Source organism: Pedobacter lithocola, from assembly GCF_042650845.1.
Taxonomy (GTDB): Bacteria; Bacteroidota; Bacteroidia; order Sphingobacteriales; family Sphingobacteriaceae; genus Pedobacter; species Pedobacter lithocola.
This window is the reverse complement of sequence record NZ_JBHSBW010000007.1, coordinates 448,926-468,871: the sequence shown is the minus strand read 5'-3', so window position 1 is coordinate 468,871 and position 19,946 is coordinate 448,926. Positions and strand designations below refer to the sequence as shown.

The following is a 19,946-nucleotide window of genomic DNA, read 5'->3' as shown; positions in this document are numbered from 1 at the left end:
TATGGACTTAGTCAAAATCTTAAAATTACATTTTGAAAACAACACGACCGCTGTTTCAGAAAAATCTAAAGATTATTCATATTACGATTTTTGTAGATATTGCTTATATGCTAGAGCGTATTATGTAGAACACAACATTAAGAAAGTTTTAATTACTGCACCACAAGGATTTTACGCCTACACCCTAATTTGGGGTGCATATTTAGCAGGCACAACTTTTTGCCCTGTAAATGTAGGTCTGCCTAAAGACAGAAAAGATTACTTTATTAAGGAGTTTGAACCTGATTTAATGATTGATACCGAAATACAAAATAATGCTATAAGTAACCGATTAACAACACCAGACTCTTTTTATAAAAATATAGATCAGGCATTAACCGGGTTTGAATTCGAGATTCCCCAAATCGACTCCACTGCCTATATTATTTTTACATCCGGGTCAACAGGTTTACCTAAAGGGGTAATGATTTCAAGAAAATCCTTAAATAATTTCATATCATTTAGCGTTGAAGAGTTTAGCTCCTCACCAAATGATGTTTGGGGGCAGTATTCTAATCTAGGGTTTGACATAAGCATTTTAGATATTTTTACAGCAATAATAAGTGGCGCCATTCTAGTACCTTTTCCTGGTACCGCAGAAAAACTACTTCCTGCAAAAATTATTAAGGAAAAAAAAATCACGATTTGGCATTCTGTTCCAAGTGCCATTGATTTAATGCTCAAAACCAATCATATCAATAAGGATATTTTTGGTCATGTTAAAACAATGATTTTTGGAGGAGAGCGGTTATTTCCTTCTCAGGTACAATTACTTTTTGATGCAAATCCTGAATTAATTATTTATAACTGTTATGGGCCAACAGAAACAACCATATATGCAACCTATCAAAAATTAGCTGTACATAATTATTTGGATTACTGTACCCATACCGTTTCTATGGGGAAACCACTGCCAAACTACGGATTAGTTTTACAGAATAAAGAGGAAAACCTCGCTGAATTGGTTATTACGGGTGATTTTATTGGCAGTGGCTATTTAGGTTTAAAAAGCGATTCATCAAATACAGCTTTTAAAGAGATTACTGTTGATGACGTTAAACATTGGTCTTATGCTACCGGAGATTATGTTGAATTTGTAAATCACAATCTTTACTATGTGTGCAGAAAAGATTCTCAAATAAAAATTAGGGGCAATCGTATTGATCTTAGTGAAATTGACTATGCACTACGCGAATTTGGATGCATTACCAACATAACAACCTGTATTGAAGATAAAGTTATAGCATTTATTGTTTTGGAGGATTATAGCGAAGCTAAACTTCAGGATTATTTAAAGAAAAAACTTCCCCCATACTATATACCTAATAAAATTATTAATAAAAAAAGCTTTCCATTTAACACCAGTGGAAAAATTGATATCAAAAAATTATTATCAGAATTAGCATAAAATAATAAAATGAACATTAATCAATCAGAAGTATTGCAAACCGTAGCTATTGCATTGGAATGCGAACCAGAATCATTAAATCTAACCTCAGCACTTGGACAACATTATAATTGGGATAGTTTTGGACATTTGAGTATTATGGTTGCCTTGGAACAAAAATACAATATAGAAATTACTGAAGAAAATATTGTTCGTCTTCAATCTTTAAATGATATTATGAACTTCCTAAAAGATAAATGATTTAAATCATTTATCTGCAGCAATGATAAAAACAACTCCGTATTTCGGAATTTTTACATTAATTTTTCCATTGGAAATAATAAATCTTTTTGCTGGTAAATTTGTATAATTCGATGGCCCACCTGAAACTCCAGTAGGGCCTATCGAATTAACAAGTATTTTTCGAGAAAAATCATTGTTTTCACTACCCTCTAATGTATAAGTATAACAATATTTGAATGCGGTAGTATTATTAATATTTAAAGATACAACTTCATCAGATTTTGCTTTATTTACTACAACAATACTCGTTTCGCCTGATGAAAATTTTGAGGCATAGGCTAAAATATCAGCATTTCCATCAACTAATGATTCTACCATATGATCGCCAAATAATTTTTTAAAGTAGTACATGTAGAAGAAAACTGGTCTTGGGTTCCATTTGTCTGAATTATCTGGCTCGTCGCCTATACTTATTGTTCCAAAATCATTACCATTATCATATTTACCTAGCAAATCCCACCTAGCTGCCATAGCGAAGTTTGCTTTGAGCATCTCACCCATACAAATAGTTGCATGTACACCAGCAATCGAAGAAATTTTTTGTTTGTTACCGGTTGCAAAAATATTCCACTCCGTCATGGCAATTGGTTTTTCTTGTCTGCCACTTTCTAAAAAAGAGCTTCTTAAATAATTCTTTATAATTTCTGTTTGCGTTGTAGCAGAATTTAATATAGTTTTTACAGAACTGTTTTCGCCATGATTAGTATAATAATCGTGAATGATATAATAATCAGCATAATCTTCTGCTTGTTCAAAATAATCTTTATTCCATGAAGGCTCAGCCGGATTAATGTTTTTATCCGTAGGCCGGCTAATCAATTGTGCACCTATGCTTATTTTGAAGCCTTTCTCTGAAGCAGCCCTTCTCATTGAATCTGCAAAAACTTTAAAGTGTTTACCATAAAGTTTCCCATTCATTAATTGAGGTTGTTTGTCTTTGTTTAAGGCAATATCAATTTTCCAACCTGGCTCCCAATATCCATAACTTTCATTTCCCACTTCCCAAAACTTAGTTCTTCCATTATCATAACGAACCCAATCGGCTGCTAAATGAGCTGCTTGCTGAACTGGGTTTTCGCTTAACCCATATCTTGCATATCCATAATTAACTGTAATTATTCCCTTAGAAGAGGTAAGTTCTAATAATTTATAATAATTCTCTAATGATAAAGTCCATGGCTCATCGTTTTTACCATACCAAATATCAGTCGTAGTACTATCTCCATTCGAAGTAAATATAGCCGAAGGAATGTCAGAAGGTTTTTCTTTTTTATTTCTATCCCAAAAATATAAACTACTGATATCACCTCCGGGAAAACGAATTAGTCCAGGTTCAAGGTTTTTGATATGAGAAATTAATTTACCCTCAGTAACCATTTGACCCGAAAAGGGATTTGCATTATTCCCATTAATATAAGGGGTAACTTTATTTAAAACTTTACTTGTATTTACGCTTATTATTGTAGTAGCTAAATTTGATATAGGGTTTTCATCTTGATAGATTGGCAAGGATAATTTCTTTACTGACCAATCACTAAAAAAAGCATCTTGAGGTTGAAATGAAATACCATCAATTTTAGCAGACTCTAAATAGGTTTCATTTACAGATTTTTCACAGCCCGTAATAGAAAATAGTATAATAAAAAAAAGATAAACTAAACTTAATTGAATCGGCATCTTAATTCGCAACATAAAATAGCTTAAGGCAGGTTAAAAATCAAATCACTTTGAAATTATAATCTTAAAAGTGATTTAACACCTTTTTTACACCAATACCTTAATTTATTACATCTTTCTTTTTTTCTTAATACTTTAAATTTCTATTAAAACGCATTTTCCTCACCCTTAATCGCGTTAAAAACGGTTTTATATATGATTTTAATGTCTAAAAACAGCGACCAGTTTTCCATATACCAAATATCATATTTTACACGTCCAAGCATTTGCTCATGTTTTTTAGTTTCACCACGAAATCCGTTAATTTGTGCCCATCCAGTAATGCCCGGTTTTAGAAAATGACGTACCATGTATTGATCTATTAACTGGCTGTACTCTTCTGTATGCTTAAGCATGTGAGGACGTGGTCCTACTACACTCATATCTCCATATAGCACATTAAAAAATTGGGGTAACTCATCTATACTGGTTTTTCGCATAAAGGCTCCGATCTTTGTAACCCTAGCATCATTTCTAGAAGCCTGAAGGCTATTACTATCCTTATTCATCTTCATGCTTCTAAACTTATAACAGTAAAATGGCTTGTTTTTCTTTCCAGATCTAAGCTGTAAAAATAAAGCATCGCCTTTCGATTCAAGATTGATAAGCAGTGACATTAAAGGTAAAAACCACGAAAGCAGGAAGATAATTACAAAAAGACTAAATACGATATCAAATAAACGTTTCGCAACACGGTTTCCTATAGAGCTTAATGGTTCTCGCCTGTTTACTAAAATCGGAATCCCATCATAATAGTTATTAAAAATATAACTGGAATCTGCAAAAGCCTCTTCCTCTCTTTTAAATTGTATAAATGAAGTTACATATTTAACCCTCACACAATTTTTTTCAGCAAGATTTAATACACCCATAAGATCTTGGCATTGCTCTGGAAACTGAGTAGTGTAAACCTCATCAAGATTATTTTCTATTGCAAACTTAACTGTGTCTTTCAGTTTATTAATTTTTTTACTATTTCTTTCATCTATTACCTCTGTATTAATATCTTTAAAAGAGCCCGCTAAATTAAAAGATAATTTATTTTTCAAAAAATATTGCTCTAATCGACTTGCTAGGTCATGGTTACCAATTATTACTATTCTCTTTTTATGAAGGTTAATTTTAGGATATAACCGTTCAGAGAAATAAATCATTACCCTCACTGTAGAGGTAGCAATGAACCCTGCAACTATAATGTAGAAGGTTTGACTATTTAAAAGCTGAATACGTTTGATAAAAAATAATGCTATTAGCAGAAGTAAAACCTGAGTTACAAATGTATAGAGCATTTTTATAAAGAGGCTGTCAATTGACTGGACATTAGCTTGTTTGTAAGTTCGGATAATCAAAGATGCAAGTAACCAAGTTAGATTAAAAAATATAAATACTAGTGTAGTTTCTCCCTTTGAATAGTGACCATCCAAAATCCCCGAGCTGTAAAGAAATACAAATGAACTGTTTAATGCTAAAGCATCCAAAACGATCAATACAATGATTAAAATAAAAATGTGACGGCTTTCCATAAATTGAGATAGTAGATTAAAATCCTTCTGATTTTTAAATCAGATTGCTTATTTATAATAGGTAAGTCAGCTCTTGTGTGATAGGCTCAAATAACAGCTATTTCGGCTATTTTTTGATAGGATGTAATCAAAAAGGGGGTGATTATGATGCGTAGGATTGTAAATTATAATTGCTAACTTTATTTATAGCCTCTATTTTATTTTGAACATGCAGGCGTTTATAAATATTTTTACAATGATTTTTTACTGTATTAGAACTAATATTTAATTGATCGGATATTTCTTTGTACAGTAAACCTTTACTCAATAAAGAAAGAACTTCTAATTCTCTTAAACTTAAACCATAACTATTACTATCGGCTTTCTTCGTATATAAGAAATTAATCACTTTACGGGCAATATATGGAGTCATAGGAGAACCTCCATTGTGCAATTCAATAATTGCCTTCTGTATTTCCTGATCACTAGAACCCTTCATAATGTATGCGGATGCTCCCGCTTTTAGTGAATTAAAAATATCTTCATCGTTTAGATAACAAGACCATATCAAGAATTGTGTATTAACCATATATGGTTTAACAGTTTCAATCAATTCTATACCAGATTTTATATTAAGATAAATATCAGTTATCACTACATCAGAAGCGGTTGAAGGAAGCTCCCTTATAGCTTCTTCTGCGGATGTGTAAATACCACGAATTTGAAAAAGGACATTTTCTTCGATCATCCTTACCAAGAAATCACGATGGAACTTATTTTTCTCTACAATAGAAATTGAAATCATTATTACTATATTATTTAAAATTAACAGCAAATCTTACAGCTAAATACCGCTAGAATAAGCTATTTGAAAATCTATAATTTTCTTTGTTAAAATTTTTAAACAATAGGGAGTAATAACCCTTAAACAAAAAGCTTGCCAACATAGTAATTTTATGTATTACTAATAATACGAATTCTTTATTTTATGATAACAATGTATGATTATATAATAGCTATATAATTGATAGGCAAATGATTAAATTCAATATAAACAATTTTAATTTTAAAAAAAATTCCTCAATTAGATAAATTACGATTACAAGAAATCTTATAACGGGAATCTCTAAATATTTAAGCGTGTAGTAGGCATATGAAAATATTTAATAAATTGTTACAACTAGATGAAGACATAGGGGTACATTATATTTAGAAAATTGATTCAATATTTTTGGAAGACTTCTAGAAGCTATTTTTTTTTAAACTAACATTTTAGCCAATCAAGATTTATGAAAACATAAACAACAATTTGTTAAAACATACTTTAATGATACAATTGAATTTTATCTAATTTAATATATAGAAATTGATTAGAAATCATCGCATCTAGTTGCGAATTAAAAACTAATTGGAGCTCAAGTAATTGAAATTTAAAGAAAGTAAAATGTTTAGAATATAAATGGTCAAAAGCAATTTGTACCATATCTTAGTTAATCACAGAAGAATCGAAACATTTAAATTTAATGCGTTTCAAATCTTTATATAAACTCTGTTATTTTCTTGTCTCAATTTTCTAGAGGTAATCATTTTTAGTCACAAACTCATTTTTTATTAAATCACAGAAATAGTATTCATACCGTTCTCCAATATTTTTCCAGGAATGATAATTTTCAATCTTAAAAACATTATTATCAAGACGATCTTTAAAAATGTGACTTTCCTTCTTACTAGCAATCATTTGTAGAGTTATATCGTCCACTGTATTAAAATACAATGCATCCATACCTAAAATTAATCTATTAAACTCATTATCTTGAGCTGAAATTAAGCATCTACATGCCATAGCATTCAACAGAAGTGAGTTCGTTCCACCACTAGTTTGTACGATATAATATAAGTTAGAATAGTATCTTAAGTTATTTAGACTTGTATCATCATAAATTCCACCTAAAAATTTAATTTTTGCATACTTTTGATACTTATTTTTAAGATGGTTACCATTTTTAGTAAGGTGGTTACCTACAACCAAAAAATCGCGATCCAATTGTGCTTTAATTACTCCATCCAATATCATTTCTAAACTGTTCTCAGGTTCAAGGCTTCCAATAAATAAATCGTATTTAAATTCTAAAACCTGGAATTTTGCTAAAATTTTTTCATCCGTATTATTAAAGATATCGGCACCGTAAGGAATATATTGTGAGTGTTTATGGAATTTTTTTAACAGGTAACTTTGAATACCTAAAGAATCTGCTATTAGATTATCGCAATAAGAAACCGCTAATTTTTCGGCGAACACGATAAATTTCCTCAAAAACAAATTATATTTTGTTCGCTTCCACTCTAGTCCTCCCATAATGGTTACGAGAATTGCTTCTTTCGGCATTTTAAATTTCCAAACCGGACTGCTTCGATATCCCAATTGCAAAATGATATCACATTTATGATTTTTTAAATCAGTTAAACATCTATAATCATATAAAAAACGTCCAAAAGAACCCAATTTAAATTCAGGATCATCAATATGAATAATTTTAATCCCTTTCCAAAATTCTTTTTGATTTGCATGATTATGAGAGTTATATACTATAACTTCATGCCCTCTTTCCGCCAAACTTACTGCGATATGCTCTGCACATTTTTCAAAACCACCGTATTGACTTGGGATTCCTCTCGTTCCTAAAATTGCTATGCGCATTAAATTCTTAAAGTATCTGTCTATATAAATTTTACTTTCAAATAAAATAGACTAAATGAAATTTATAAAACAGTCGCTAAATTATCAACAACCAGAAGGATGTACAATAGCCCTTAAATACTACATGGAGCACGCAATTGGGTAAATAATTAATTGAGATTTAAATTATTAATAAAATTGAATTCTGCTTCTTCGAACATTTATATCGAGTAAAGATTTAGATATTTGATAAAACAAACAAATCATTAGAACTTATAAAGAAAGCCGTTTCTATGATGTTTCCTACAAAATCCCTACAGAACTAACCAAAGGCAAAAATAAAGTAACAGTAAAACTGTTACCGAAAGCAAAGAACAATGCTGGTCCGATTTATGGTTTAAGGCTTGTAAAAGAGTAATTGGGCTTGATATTTATTGTATTTCGCCACTCTGATTTTTTTTTCCTTTCATTTTTTGTTGTGATTTCATGTACCTCATACAATTAAGCTATTGGCTATAAAATCTGTTATTCTTTAGAGGATTATCTATTTTACAAACAGTCTTTTTAACCTGACTTCGAATAATAATTTTCTTTCACATAATTGATAAGCTGCTTTTTTCTGTTTACTTCGAGGCTGTCTCATAAATAGGAAATGTCATCCGGAGCCTGTCGAAGGACTTTGCAAAAACTGCCCTTGAGGCGTCTCGCAAGTTCAATATGACAAGATTCAAGGATAAATCGATTTATGAGACACACTCCTCTTTTACAAGAAAGATGCTGAAATAAATTCAGCAAAACGTATTAATAAGAAATAGGGCAATAAAAAAGCAAAATATTAAGTTTAAGAATCAAACTCAGGTTTTATCACAGGCATTAAACATTAATCATCATGCTTTGCTGTAAATTTCCTTATCTTGACTGGCTAATGTATATTCAAAGATTAAAATGGACAGCTCAAAAAAAATTCTGCCTTTTGCCAACGGACTTGCTCTGGCCCTAACGATTTTGGTTAACTACCTTTCCAATGCAGGGCTGTTGAACGGCAATACCATGAAAACAGTATCCGATAGGTATTTCAATTATTTTACGCCCGCAGGCTATGCCTTTTCCATCTGGGGCATTATTTATCTTGGGCTACTGGCTTTTGTTTTATATACTGGTATCAACAGTAAAAAAGACCCGTTTAAATCTAATGTGGTCTCAAAAATAGGTTGGTGGTTTGTGCTCTCATGCTTAGCAAATTGCCTTTGGGTAGTCGCCTGGTTATATGATTATACAGGTATTTCAGTTGTGGTCATGAGTGTTATCCTTTTTTCTCTGCTCAAGATTATTATCAACACCCGAATGGAACTGGATGCCCATCCTTTAAAAGAATATCTCTTCATATACTGGCCTTTTGCATTGTATTCGGGATGGATTACCGTGGCTTTTATAGCAAACATTTCTGCATATCTAACTAAAATAGGCTGGCAAGGATGGGGCATTTCAAGTATCACCTGGGCAATAATTATGATCTGTGCAGCTGGACTTGTTAATGTTATTATGGTTTATACTAGAAATCTTCGCGAATTTGCAGTAGTTGGCATCTGGGCATTGATAGCCATATCTGTTTCGAACAATAATGATCCTGCTCAGGTGAGTATTGTTTACACCTGCTATGCTGTTAGTGTTATTATCCTTGGTTTTATTATCACCAGTGGTTTAAAAAACCGAAAAAATTCGATTAATAGTATGTGATGTACGGTAGTTAATCAATTTTGATTAGCAAATGCTCTGAAAAGTAAACTTAGCTAAATGTTTATGATATGCAATTGCTCGTATTTATATCAGAAACATAATAATATTTGCAGAAGGATATAGAGCCGATAAAGAATTAAACTATAGGATAAAACAGATGATTAATTACTTTCCGATGCAAAACTTGGTAAATATATTTTCCAGTAAATCGTCTGTCGTAACGGTTCCGGTAATTTCGCCCAAATAATGTAAAGCTTGTTTAATATCCATCGCTAAAAAGTCTGATGTTACCGGGTTATCAACATTGGCCAATACCCTTTGCAAGGCATTTTCTGTTTGCTTTAGAGCCTCAACATGCCTGATATTGGTAACCAAAGTTTCACTCGTATTAATGTGATGCAGGTTCACTTGCGCCAATAAGGTTTCCTTCAATTCATCAATCCCCAATTTATCTTTTGCAGATATGAATACCACATCCAGTTTCATTAAGGCTTCTCGTTGTGCCGGGGAGAGTAAATCAGCTTTATTAATTAAAATTAAATACGGTATAGCCAATTGCTGCAAGCCTCTTACTTGTTCTTCAATTTCGGCAACCGTCTGGGCAGCATCAGCCATATAAATAATCAGTTTGGCTTGCTTCATTTTCTCTAGCGTACGCTCCACGCCCAGGGCTTCAATGATGTCTGCCGTGTCACGTATGCCTGCCGTATCAATAAACCTAAAAACAATCCCACCAATGGTCAACTCATCTTCAATCGTATCCCTTGTGGTTCCGGCAATGTCCGAAACTATCGCCCGTTCTTCATTCAATAAAGCATTCAGCAAAGTCGATTTACCCACATTGGGTCTTCCGGCAATAACAATCGGTACACCATTCTTTATCACATTCCCCATCTCGAACGACGAAATCAATCGGTTTAAAACATGGTTTATTTTGGTTACCAGGTTACGCAATTGTTCACGGTTAGCAAATTCAACATCCTCTTCGGCAAAATCCAGTTCCAGTTCTATCATCGACGCAAATTGAATCAATTGCTCGCGTAATGCTTTCAGTTCATGGGCAAAACCGCCACGCATTTGCTGCATCGCCACATCATGAGATGCCTTACTATTCGAAGCAATTAAATCGGCAACAGCTTCTGCCTGGCTCAAATCAAAAGCGCCGTTCAAAAAAGCACGTAAGGTAAATTCCCCCGGTTTTGCTGCTCGCGCACCTTTGCTTATCAATAAATTGATAATTTGCTGAATAATATAATTAGACCCATGACAAGATATTTCCACAACATTTTCCTTAGTGTATGATTTTGGCGCCACAAATAAACCGGCAACCACCTCATCAACCAGCTGTTCCCCATCCTTAATCAAACCAAAATGTAAAGTATGGCTATCCTGCTTTTCCAAATCCTTCCCACTAAAAACCGAATTCGCTAAGCTTATAGCATCAGGGCCCGATAAACGAATAACGCCAATAGCCCCCGAACCCTGCGGAGTAGATAATGCGATGATGGTATCTTGATGATTCATATAGTATTGTGAAAACGCAAAAATAAGGCTAATCTGCCGCTATATTAGTATATGTTACATTTTATTTCAATTCACATCAATCAATCTCAACCTCAGCCTCAACCTCAGCCTCAGTCTCAGCCTCAACCTCAGTCTCAGTCTCGACCTCAACCTCAACCTCACATTTTCTTCCTATCTTCAAACATTTCTAGTGCAATCATGTTTAATCACCAAACCGTAAAACTATGACGAATAATTTACCACTCACCGCGAAAAGATCCATCGAACTATTAGGCTTGATTTGCCTAGTAGCCGTAATGGTAATAGGAAGGGATATCATTATGCCAATTTTAATGGCCTTTTTCATCAGCATTATGCTGCTGCCTTTGTACCGCTTTTTGATTAAGAGAAAAGTTCCTGAAAGTTTGGCAATCATCCTCCCAATACTTGTAGTAGCACTTTTTGTTGGTCTTGTTGTATGGTTTTTCTCCCATCAGATTGGCCTCTTGGTTAACGATTTTCCCCGCATAAAAAGCAATGTAACCCAACACATAAATTCTTTGAGCGATTGGATTAGCCGCATCACCCACTACGATGACAGACAGCAAAAAGCCTTTATTCAAGGCAAGAGCGATGATTTAATGAATATGGGAACCTCTATGGCAGGTGGTGCAGCAGTAACACTGAGCGGTATTTTTGTATTTATCGGCTTGCTTCCCATCTACATTTACCTGATGCTCTTCTACAAAGACATTCTATTGAAATTTATTTTCATGTGGTTCAAAACAGACGACCATCCTAAAGTGAAAGAAGCCATCTACGAAACCGAATCCATCATTAAAAGTTATTTGATAGGTTTATTAATTCAAATCACATACATGACAATCCTTTTAGGTGGAATTTTAATGCTTATTGGCATTAAACACGCTTTATTAATCGGAGTAATCTTTGCCATATTAAACTTGATACCTTATGTAGGAGCCTTAATGGGTAATTTAATTGGTGTGCTTTTAACCCTAACTTCATCTCAAGAACTGTGGCCGGTAATTACGGTTCTTTGTGTCATCGCTTTCGTTCAGTTTTTAGATAACAACATTCTGATGCCTCGTATAGTAGGCTCTAAAGTAAAAATTAATGCATTATTTGCCATCCTCGGGGTATTTATTGGTGGAAGTATCGCCGGTATATCCGGAATGTTTCTCGCCTTGCCGATAGTAGCAGTATTAAAAGTGATTTTCGATCGTACCGAAATGTTTAAACAATGGGGTGTTTTATTGGGCGATGAAAAACCTGCCCGAAGCCCGATGAGTTTTCCCATCTTCAGAAGAAGAAAAGCAATTGTAACTAAATCAGAATAACATATTAAATCTAAACCCTCAATGAAAAAATTAATCCCCATTCTCGGTCTTTGCGCAATAGTATTTGCAGCCTGTGGTTCATCAGAAGATAAAAAAGATAACAATGCAGCCAGCGATACCACTTTACTTACCGAATCTAAAGCTACAAAAGTAACCGATCCCATAACCGGGAAAATGACCTTACTCGGAGAAGCTAAACTTGGCCAACCCATTAACATCAAATTCTCAGTGTACAATAATACAGATACCGTTGCAAAGTTTTGTAAATGGCACACCCCTTTCGAAAAGCTGATGAGCAAATACTTAGATGTGGCTATGGAAGATCATGTAGATGTTTTCTACACAGGCCCAATGGCTAAAAGGGTAATGCCGCCACCTGCCGATAGCTATACCATATTAAAAAAGGGCGATAGTACAAGTACCAATTTTGATTTGAATGAAGGACATGCCATTACAAAAGCCGGAAGTTATACGCTTAAATACAACGCAACAACAATAAGCGGAATTGTGGTTACAGACAGTTTAAAAATTACAGTGAGCAAATAACATTAATTTAAAACCATCGTAGTTCTTTACTGTTATTATACTATACAAAATCGATATAAAATGGGACTATTAAGAACAGCAGTAATAGGCGCCGCGATTTATGCAGGCGTTAAATACCTTACCAAGAAAGATTCAATCACAGGCAGATCTGTAGTAGATGATATTAAAGATAAAGCTCCGGAGTGGATGGAAAAAGCAAAAGACTATAAAAAGGAATTTGAACCTAAAACAACTTATGCTCAAGATGATTTAGGCATGTAAGTAATAATTCTTTTAAATTAAAATGCATCAATCTTAGTTTGATGCATTTTTTTTATGATAAAATTTTAACGCTTCCTTTCCTCCAAATAAAAGTGCCACAATAGCATGGTCGCCAAAGAGGAATAGGGTTTCCAACTTAATGTTGTCGAAATTATATCTTCGGTGCTGGATGTCTTATCCAAACCTTTTACTTTTTTAAGGGCATTAACCGCAGCTAAATCTCCTATCGGAAATACATCCAAACGATGCAGAATGAAAATCAGGTAGATATCTACCGTCCAGTTGCCTATGCCCTTTATTTTTGTAAGAGCGGTTTTTATTTCGCTATCAGTTTTATCAACTAAATCGTCCAAATTAAGTTTTTTATTGATAATCTGCTCGGCCAAATCTCTAACATAACTGATTTTTTGCCGGCTAAAATAACAATCCTTTAATTCTATATCTGTTAAGGGTAAAAAGTTTCCGGGTGTAATGGTTGCTATTCTATCCTTCAGTTTATTTAAGGTAGCCATCGCTGAAGCCAAAGATACTTGTTGCTCTAAAATGATGTGTACGATAGATTCGAAAGTATTTGGTCGCGACCAGTATGGTGGATAACCAAATCGCTCTATAATTTCTTTTAAATCAGCATCTTTCGTAGCAACTACATCGCAAAGCTGATGAAAATTATGCTGATTAAAAGTTTGTATCATGTTTTCTTAGAAGACTTACGAAGTTTCTCTGCTCAACACCTATTAAACTTCGTAAGTCTAGCCAACCCTACATCCGCTCTGGCGAAGTAATTCCTAAAATCAACATCCCTGCTTTAATGATATCAGCAGTTTTCTTGCTTAAATTTAAACGGAATTGTTTCGCTTCACCAGCTTCGGTTTTAACAATTGGTGGCACTTCGTGGTAAAACTTATTAAACAACTTCGCCAATTCATATAAATAATTAGCCAAACTTGCCGGACTATGCGCTTTCGCTGCAATTTCAATTTCTGCAGGGTATTTTGCTAACAGCATAATCATATCAAGTTCTACAGGCAATACATCTTCTGGTTTTGGTTTTCCAACACTTGCCTTGTATCTAGCCTTGGTCAACAATGACTTTATCCTGGCATGCGTATATTGAATAAAAGGCCCAGTATTTCCTTGAAAATCGATGCTTTCATTCGGGTCGAATAACAAACGTTTTTTGGGTTCTACTTTTAATAAGAAATATTTCAAAGCACCCAATCCAATGTTTTTATACAATTCAGATTTTTCATCCTCCGTAAAATCATTAATCTTCCCTAAATCTTCGGTTTTTTCTTGGGCAGTAGCTATCATATCCGCAATCAATTCATCCGCGTCCACTACAGTTCCTTCTCTGCTTTTCATTTTTCCATTAGGCAAGTCTACCATACCATACGATAAGTGATAAAGACCTTTAGCCCAGCTTTTGCCTAATTTCTCAAGAATTAAAAACAAAACTTTAAAGTGATAATCTTGCTCATTTCCAACTACGTAAATAGACTCATCCATCCCGAAATCATCAAACTTCATTTTTGCGGTACCTAAATCTTGCGTAATGTAAACAGAAGTTCCATCGGCACGCAGCACAAGCTTTTGATCTAAACCATCAGCAGTTAAATCAATCCAAACAGAACCATCATCTTTCTTAAAGAAAACGCCTTTATCCAAACCTTCATCAACGGTATCTTTTCCTAATAAATAGGTATTGCTTTCGTAATAAAATTTATCAAAATCTACACCCAGGCTATTATACGTTACATTAAAGCCAGCATAAACCCACTCATTCATGGTTTTCCATAACGAAACAACTTCTTCATCTCCCGCTTCCCATTGTTGCAACATGGTTTGCGCTGCTTTAATCAGAGGTGCATTTTTCTTCGCCTCTTCTTCAGTTTGCCCTTCGGCTTTTAAGGCTTCAATTTCTTTCTTATATTCCTTATCAAAAATCACATAGTATTTTCCAACCAGGTGATCGCCTTTTAAACCAGAACTTTCAGGTGTTTCGCCATTGCCCCATTTTTGCCAGGCCAGCATCGATTTGCAAATATGAATACCCCTATCATTAACCAAGTTCACTTTAGTTACCTCATAACCATAGGCCTTTAGTAGTTCGGCAACAGAATAGCCCAATAAATTATTACGAACATGCCCTAAATGAAGCGGTTTATTAGTGTTTGGCGATGAATATTCCACCATCACCTTCTTACCGTTTGGAGCATAATAACCAAAGCTATCGGTTAAAATCTCTTCATTAAATTGTTGTAAAAAATAACTTTCGGCAATGCTTAGGTTTAAAAAACCCTTAACAACATTAAAGGCAGTAACATCTGTTACATTTGCAACTAAATATTCGCCAATGGCTTGTGCGGTTTGTTCTGGCGATTTTTTGGAAATCTTGGTAATCGGGAAGACAACAATCGTTACCTGTCCGTCAAATTCTTTACGTGTTTCTTGTATATTAATTAAACTTTCAGCTACTTCTTCATTATAAAGTTGTTTAATGGCTTCAAGCGTTGCGGCAATAATAAAATTCATGGTGTAAAAATAGGAAAAAAGTCCGAAGTCGGATGTCAGAAGTCCTAAGTTCAAATTCCGGTTAAATTTTAGGTAATTTGAAAAGGTACTCTTGTGCTAATCGGTTCCTGTAGTCCTCCTTTCCGCTGTAGTCCCGATTGATTTCGATGAAAAATCGAAAATCGGGAGCTGCCGCTGCAATGAGGTTTAAGTCGTTACATTATTGCAAACTAACAACCTTCTTTATGCAGGTCATTCTCAAATCTATCATCTCAATTCTCATATCTAAATTTTTCTAATAGCTTTGTAATACTAACTGATATATGAGCGAAGCAAATCAAAATTTTAAAGTAAACGTACAAACCGAAATCGGTCGATTACGCAAATTATTAATTCATAGTCCTGATAGTGGTTTAGGCAAAGTGGTTCCATCAAAAGCACAAGATTGGCTTTTTGAAGATATTGTGCATTTAGATACCATCCGTAAAGGCGAGTACGACTATTACATCAAATTGCTGATGTATTTTATGGACCCAGCCAAGATTAAAGGAAAGTTAGCCAAAATAGATTCGGAAGAAGACAACCGCAATTTTTACAAACCCAATCATCCCGATTTTCACAACTCAGAATCGGTCATTGAGATTCAGAATTTGCTGAGCGAGATGCTCGAAAATGAATCTATACGTAAGAAATTAGTTGCTGCTGTTTGCGCAATTGAAGGCTGTACCTATAAAGTTCAGCTTGAATTAACAAATACCAACCCAAAGCAGCTGGCAGAAATTCTGATTTCAGGAACGCTCGCCAACGATACCATGATTTTTGCACCCATCCCCAATTTAATTTTTACCAGGGATGTGGGTACAACCATTAACAATCATATTCTGTTAAACAAACCTGCTAAAAAAGCCCGTGTTCGCGAAACGCTTTTAATGCGCTATATTTTCTTCAACCATCCACTTTTCGAAGCATACCAAAACAACATTCTAGAAATTCCTGATGTTACCATGCACTTTTTACGTCCCGGCGATGAACCTGCATTTAGCACTACTTTAGAAGGCGGCGATGTGATGATGGTAAGCCCAACGCATGTGTTAATTGGCTGTAGCGAAAGGACATCAGAACATGGCGCTAATGAGGCTATAAAATTATTGTTCGACAATAATGTTGTAGAAAAAGTAACCGTTGTTAAAATACCGAGCAAGAGGGATTACATGCACTTAGATACAGTATTCACACATGTTAAACGCAACACCTGGGTAATCTTAAATTCAATTGCGCATTCGCCTAAATATAATCCACACGAGCCAATTAACTTTTTAAAAGAACCTGAGCAGCTGGAGGCTACAACTGCAATTCAATTTACAAAAGCTAACCCAGGCGAACCTAAATACTTCGAACATGTAGAAGCTTTGCTTAATGATATAAGCCAGAATGATTTAAAAAGCACCGAACCTACCAAAATAATTTATAGCGGTAATAATCAATTTCCATATGATTCTAGAGAACAGTGGACAGATTCTTGCAACCTTTTAGCCATTAAAGAAGGTGTAGTTTTAGGTTATGATAGAAATGATAAAACTGTTGATGCCTTTAAAGCAGCCGGATTTGATGTTGTTAATGTGAAAGACTTAATCCAGGATTTGGAAAGTGGAAAAGCCGATGCTGAAATCATAACAGATACATTAATTTTGATGCCATCGGCTGAATTATCTAGAGCCCGCGGTGGTTTTCATTGTATGAGCTTACCAATTTTAAGAGACGATTTATAGATGTAAAATGTTAGATGGATGATGGATAATGGATGATGTCTGGTTAACTCCTTCATCTTGATACTTGATACTAAATACTTGATACCTGATACTCGCTACTTGATACTAAATACTTGATACTAAAAACTAACTCCCAAATGCAAAGCACCAACCAAATATTAATGATTCGCCCTGTTGATTTCAAATTCAATGAGCAAACAGCAGCTAATAACATGTTTCAGGTTGCATCTGATGAAAATGATGTACAAGTGCAGGCTTTGAAAGAATTTGATGGCTTTGTAAATCTGTTAAGGGTTAATGGTATTGATGTAACAGTTATTGATGATACATATCAACCCGAAACGCCAGATTCTATCTTCCCAAATAACTGGGTTTCCTTCCACGAAGATGGTTCGGTTTTTCTATACCCAATGTTCTCTGAAAACCGCAGACTAGAACGAAGAAACGATATCATCGAAAAATTAAAAGAAAAATTTGAAGTAAATCATATTAGTGATATTAGTTTTTACGAAAAACAGTATGCATTTTTAGAAGGTACAGGCAGCATGGTTTTAGATAGAACCAATAAGATAGCTTATGCTTGTTTAAGTGTTCGAACCGATGAAGAAGTATTGAACAACTTCTGCATGCTTACAGGTTATCAGCCAATTGCCTTTCAGGCGGTAGATAGCAGTAGATTTCCAATTTATCACACCAATGTGATGATGTGTATTGGTGATGAATTTGCTGTAATTTGTTTAGATTCCATCCCAAATGAGCAAGAAAAGCTTGTTGTTGCATTGAGCCTAAATAATAGTGGTAAACATGTTATTGAAATAACTTTAGCGCAAATGAATCAGTTTGCAGGGAATATGTTGCAAGTAACCAATCAGGATAATGAAAAACTCCTTGTGATGTCTGAGCAGGCCTATTTATCACTAAGTAAAAAACAAATAGAAACCTTAGAGCAATATTGCCGCATAATTTACGCACCTATCTATACGATAGAAAAAAATGGTGGTGGTAGTGCAAGGTGTATGCTGGCAGAAATTCATTTGCCTTCAATTATTAATGATTAGAAGAGCATTTTTGAATTTCAGTTTTGACAACTCTTGAAGAGTTGTCAAAACTCCTCTATAAAATTTTAATCAGCCCAACCGTTTCTCTACAGTAAAAATATTTTCAATAAAGATTTATTCTCGATTTAAAATTACATTTTTGCAAAAATTATTTGAAATTAAATGCAGAGTTATTCAGAATTTCTTGATCTGAGTGTTGGCTTTCCACAGGAAGGTTTTGACGTTATAGATGATGAATTATATTTTCAGGATTTAAACCTGATGGAAATGATTGAAACTTATGGTACACCCTTACGTTTCACGTACTTACCTATGGTGAGTAAAAAGATTCAGCAAGCTAAAATTCTTTTTCAAACTGCCATCTTAAAGAACAATTATCGTGGCGATTATAAATATTGCTATTGTACAAAAAGCTCTCACTTCAGACATATTGTTGAGGAAGCGCTAAAAAACAATATCCACCTCGAAACTTCTTCGGCATTTGATATGCCAATGATTGAAGCTTTGGAGAAGAAAGGTGTTTTAACAAAAGATACCACCATTATTTGTAACGGTTTTAAAACCTATCAATACAAACAGTATATTATTGATATGTTGCATGACGGCTACACTAATATTATTCCTGTATTAGATAACAAAGAGGAATTTAATCTTTTTGATGATGAAGTTGATATCGATACGCCTTGTAATTTAGGAATTCGTATTGCTGCTGAAGAACAACCTGATTCGCAATTTTACACTTCTCGATTGGGTGTTCGCATGGAAGATATTATTGATTTTTACAATAATAAAATCGTTCATAACCCAAATTTTAGAGTTAAGCTATTGCACTTTTTTATCAATTCTGGTATTACAGATTCTCCTTATTACTGGAACGAGTTAGAAAAATACGTTACACTTTACTGCAAGTTTAAAAAGATAAATCCCGATTTAGATACTTTGGATATTGGCGGTGGTATGCCATTTAAAGATTCGTTGGTTTTTGATTTCGATTACGAATACATGGTAAACGAAATTGTTAAAAGGATTAAAGAAATTTGTGCCATTCATGACGTAATGGAACCTGATATCATTACAGAATTTGGTAAATATACCGTTGCAGAAGCTTCGGGTATTTTATATAAAGTATTAGGTCGTAAACAACAAAACGACCGCGAGCGTTGGTTAATGTTAGATGGTTCGTTTATCACCAACCTACCAGATGTTTGGGCTTTAAATCAAAAGTATATTTTATTGCCGATTAACAACTGGGATGCCGAATATGAGCGTGTAAACCTAGGTGGTATTACTTGCGACGGACAAGACTACTACAATCAGGAAGCACATATGAATAGTGTGTTTATGCCAAAGACACGTAAAGTGCAATATTTAGGATTTTTCCACACAGGTGCCTATCAAGAAGTATTAAGTGGTTATGGTGGTATACATCACTGTTTATTGCCAAGTCCGAAGCACGTATTAATACGCAGAAACCGAGACGAAAGTTTCAATTTTGAAGTGTTTGGTGAAGAACAAAATAGTAAACAGGTTTTGAAGATTTTAGGTTATTAATTTATATTAGCCGCATAGAACATAAAGT

General features: G+C 34.1%; 16 protein-coding genes. 9 read left to right on the top strand and 7 right to left on the bottom strand.

The window, feature by feature from the left end:
- Window position 1: 1 nt before the first annotated feature.
- Window positions 2-1,447 carry an AMP-binding protein gene (locus tag ACFOWA_RS04330; RefSeq protein WP_378982139.1) on the top strand — a complete coding sequence of 482 codons (1,446 nt, stop codon included), beginning with the start codon at window positions 2-4 and terminating at the stop codon, window positions 1,445-1,447.
- 9 nt (window positions 1,448-1,456) lie between these two features.
- A complete protein-coding gene (locus ACFOWA_RS04325; RefSeq protein WP_378982137.1) occupies window positions 1,457-1,687 on the top strand; it encodes an acyl carrier protein in 231 nt (76 codons plus the stop codon).
- A 6-nt stretch (window positions 1,688-1,693) separates the two neighbouring features.
- Here the strand turns inward: ACFOWA_RS04325 and ACFOWA_RS04320 are convergent, their stop codons facing one another.
- The 4 genes from ACFOWA_RS04320 to ACFOWA_RS04305 all read right to left on the bottom strand — a co-directional run bounded on the left by ACFOWA_RS04320 (window position 1,694) and on the right by ACFOWA_RS04305 (window position 7,645).
- Entirely contained in the window at window positions 1,694-3,406 is a 1,713-nt protein-coding gene (locus ACFOWA_RS04320) for an alpha-L-arabinofuranosidase (RefSeq protein WP_378982135.1), read from the bottom strand.
- A 146-nt stretch (window positions 3,407-3,552) separates the two neighbouring features.
- Complete coding sequence (locus ACFOWA_RS04315; RefSeq protein WP_378982133.1) at window positions 3,553-4,968, bottom strand: exopolysaccharide biosynthesis polyprenyl glycosylphosphotransferase; 1,416 nt, start codon at window positions 4,966-4,968, stop codon at window positions 3,553-3,555.
- A gap of 142 nt (window positions 4,969-5,110) precedes the next feature.
- The gene (locus ACFOWA_RS04310; protein WP_378982131.1) at window positions 5,111-5,752 is read right to left on the bottom strand and encodes a LuxR C-terminal-related transcriptional regulator; all 642 of its coding nucleotides are present in this window, start codon (window positions 5,750-5,752) and stop codon (window positions 5,111-5,113) included.
- 768 nt (window positions 5,753-6,520) lie between these two features.
- Window positions 6,521-7,645 (bottom strand): DUF1972 domain-containing protein, encoded by a 1,125-nt coding sequence (locus tag ACFOWA_RS04305; RefSeq protein WP_378982129.1) that lies wholly within the window; start codon window positions 7,643-7,645, stop codon window positions 6,521-6,523.
- A gap of 924 nt (window positions 7,646-8,569) precedes the next feature.
- Between ACFOWA_RS04305 and ACFOWA_RS04300 the strand changes: the two genes are divergently transcribed.
- Window positions 8,570-9,361 carry a hypothetical protein gene (locus ACFOWA_RS04300; RefSeq protein ID WP_378982127.1) on the top strand — a complete coding sequence of 264 codons (792 nt, stop codon included), beginning with the start codon at window positions 8,570-8,572 and terminating at the stop codon, window positions 9,359-9,361.
- A 165-nt stretch (window positions 9,362-9,526) separates the two neighbouring features.
- On the opposite strand, the gene mnmE is transcribed toward ACFOWA_RS04300, so the two are convergent.
- Window positions 9,527-10,885 carry a tRNA uridine-5-carboxymethylaminomethyl(34) synthesis GTPase MnmE gene (gene mnmE / locus ACFOWA_RS04295; protein ID WP_378982125.1) on the bottom strand — a complete coding sequence of 453 codons (1,359 nt, stop codon included), beginning with the start codon at window positions 10,883-10,885 and terminating at the stop codon, window positions 9,527-9,529.
- A 224-nt stretch (window positions 10,886-11,109) separates the two neighbouring features.
- Here mnmE and ACFOWA_RS04290 point away from each other — a divergent pair, with 224 nt between their 5' ends.
- The 3 genes from ACFOWA_RS04290 to ACFOWA_RS04280 are packed head-to-tail and all read left to right on the top strand — an operon-like array spanning window position 11,110 to window position 13,029.
- Window positions 11,110-12,222 (top strand): AI-2E family transporter, encoded by a 1,113-nt coding sequence (locus ACFOWA_RS04290; RefSeq protein WP_378982123.1) that lies wholly within the window; start codon window positions 11,110-11,112, stop codon window positions 12,220-12,222.
- Window positions 12,223-12,243: 21 nt separating this feature from the next.
- Window positions 12,244-12,768, top strand: coding sequence for a protease (locus ACFOWA_RS04285; RefSeq protein WP_378982122.1), 525 nt, complete (start codon window positions 12,244-12,246; stop codon window positions 12,766-12,768).
- A gap of 60 nt (window positions 12,769-12,828) precedes the next feature.
- Window positions 12,829-13,029, top strand: coding sequence for a YtxH domain-containing protein (locus tag ACFOWA_RS04280; protein WP_378982120.1), 201 nt, complete (start codon window positions 12,829-12,831; stop codon window positions 13,027-13,029).
- Between the two features lie 65 nt (window positions 13,030-13,094).
- Here the strand turns inward: ACFOWA_RS04280 and ACFOWA_RS04275 are convergent, their stop codons facing one another.
- Complete coding sequence (locus ACFOWA_RS04275; RefSeq protein ID WP_378982118.1) at window positions 13,095-13,721, bottom strand: DNA-3-methyladenine glycosylase family protein; 627 nt, start codon at window positions 13,719-13,721, stop codon at window positions 13,095-13,097.
- Window positions 13,722-13,788: 67 nt separating this feature from the next.
- Window positions 13,789-15,561: an arginine--tRNA ligase gene (gene argS, locus ACFOWA_RS04270; RefSeq protein WP_378982116.1), complete on the bottom strand. Its 1,773-nt coding sequence runs from the start codon at window positions 15,559-15,561 to the stop codon at window positions 13,789-13,791.
- Window positions 15,562-15,863: 302 nt separating this feature from the next.
- Between argS and ACFOWA_RS04265 the strand changes: the two genes are divergently transcribed.
- From ACFOWA_RS04265 to ACFOWA_RS04255, 3 genes are all read left to right on the top strand, one after another.
- Window positions 15,864-17,309, top strand: a complete 1,446-nt coding sequence (locus ACFOWA_RS04265) for an arginine deiminase family protein (RefSeq protein WP_378982114.1) — start codon at window positions 15,864-15,866, stop codon at window positions 17,307-17,309.
- Window positions 17,310-17,446: 137 nt separating this feature from the next.
- Window positions 17,447-18,367, top strand: a complete 921-nt coding sequence (gene ctlX / locus ACFOWA_RS04260; RefSeq protein WP_378982112.1) for a citrulline utilization hydrolase CtlX — start codon at window positions 17,447-17,449, stop codon at window positions 18,365-18,367.
- 162 nt (window positions 18,368-18,529) lie between these two features.
- Window positions 18,530-19,918: an arginine decarboxylase gene (locus ACFOWA_RS04255; protein WP_378982110.1), complete on the top strand. Its 1,389-nt coding sequence runs from the start codon at window positions 18,530-18,532 to the stop codon at window positions 19,916-19,918.
- Window positions 19,919-19,946 lie beyond the last annotated feature (28 nt).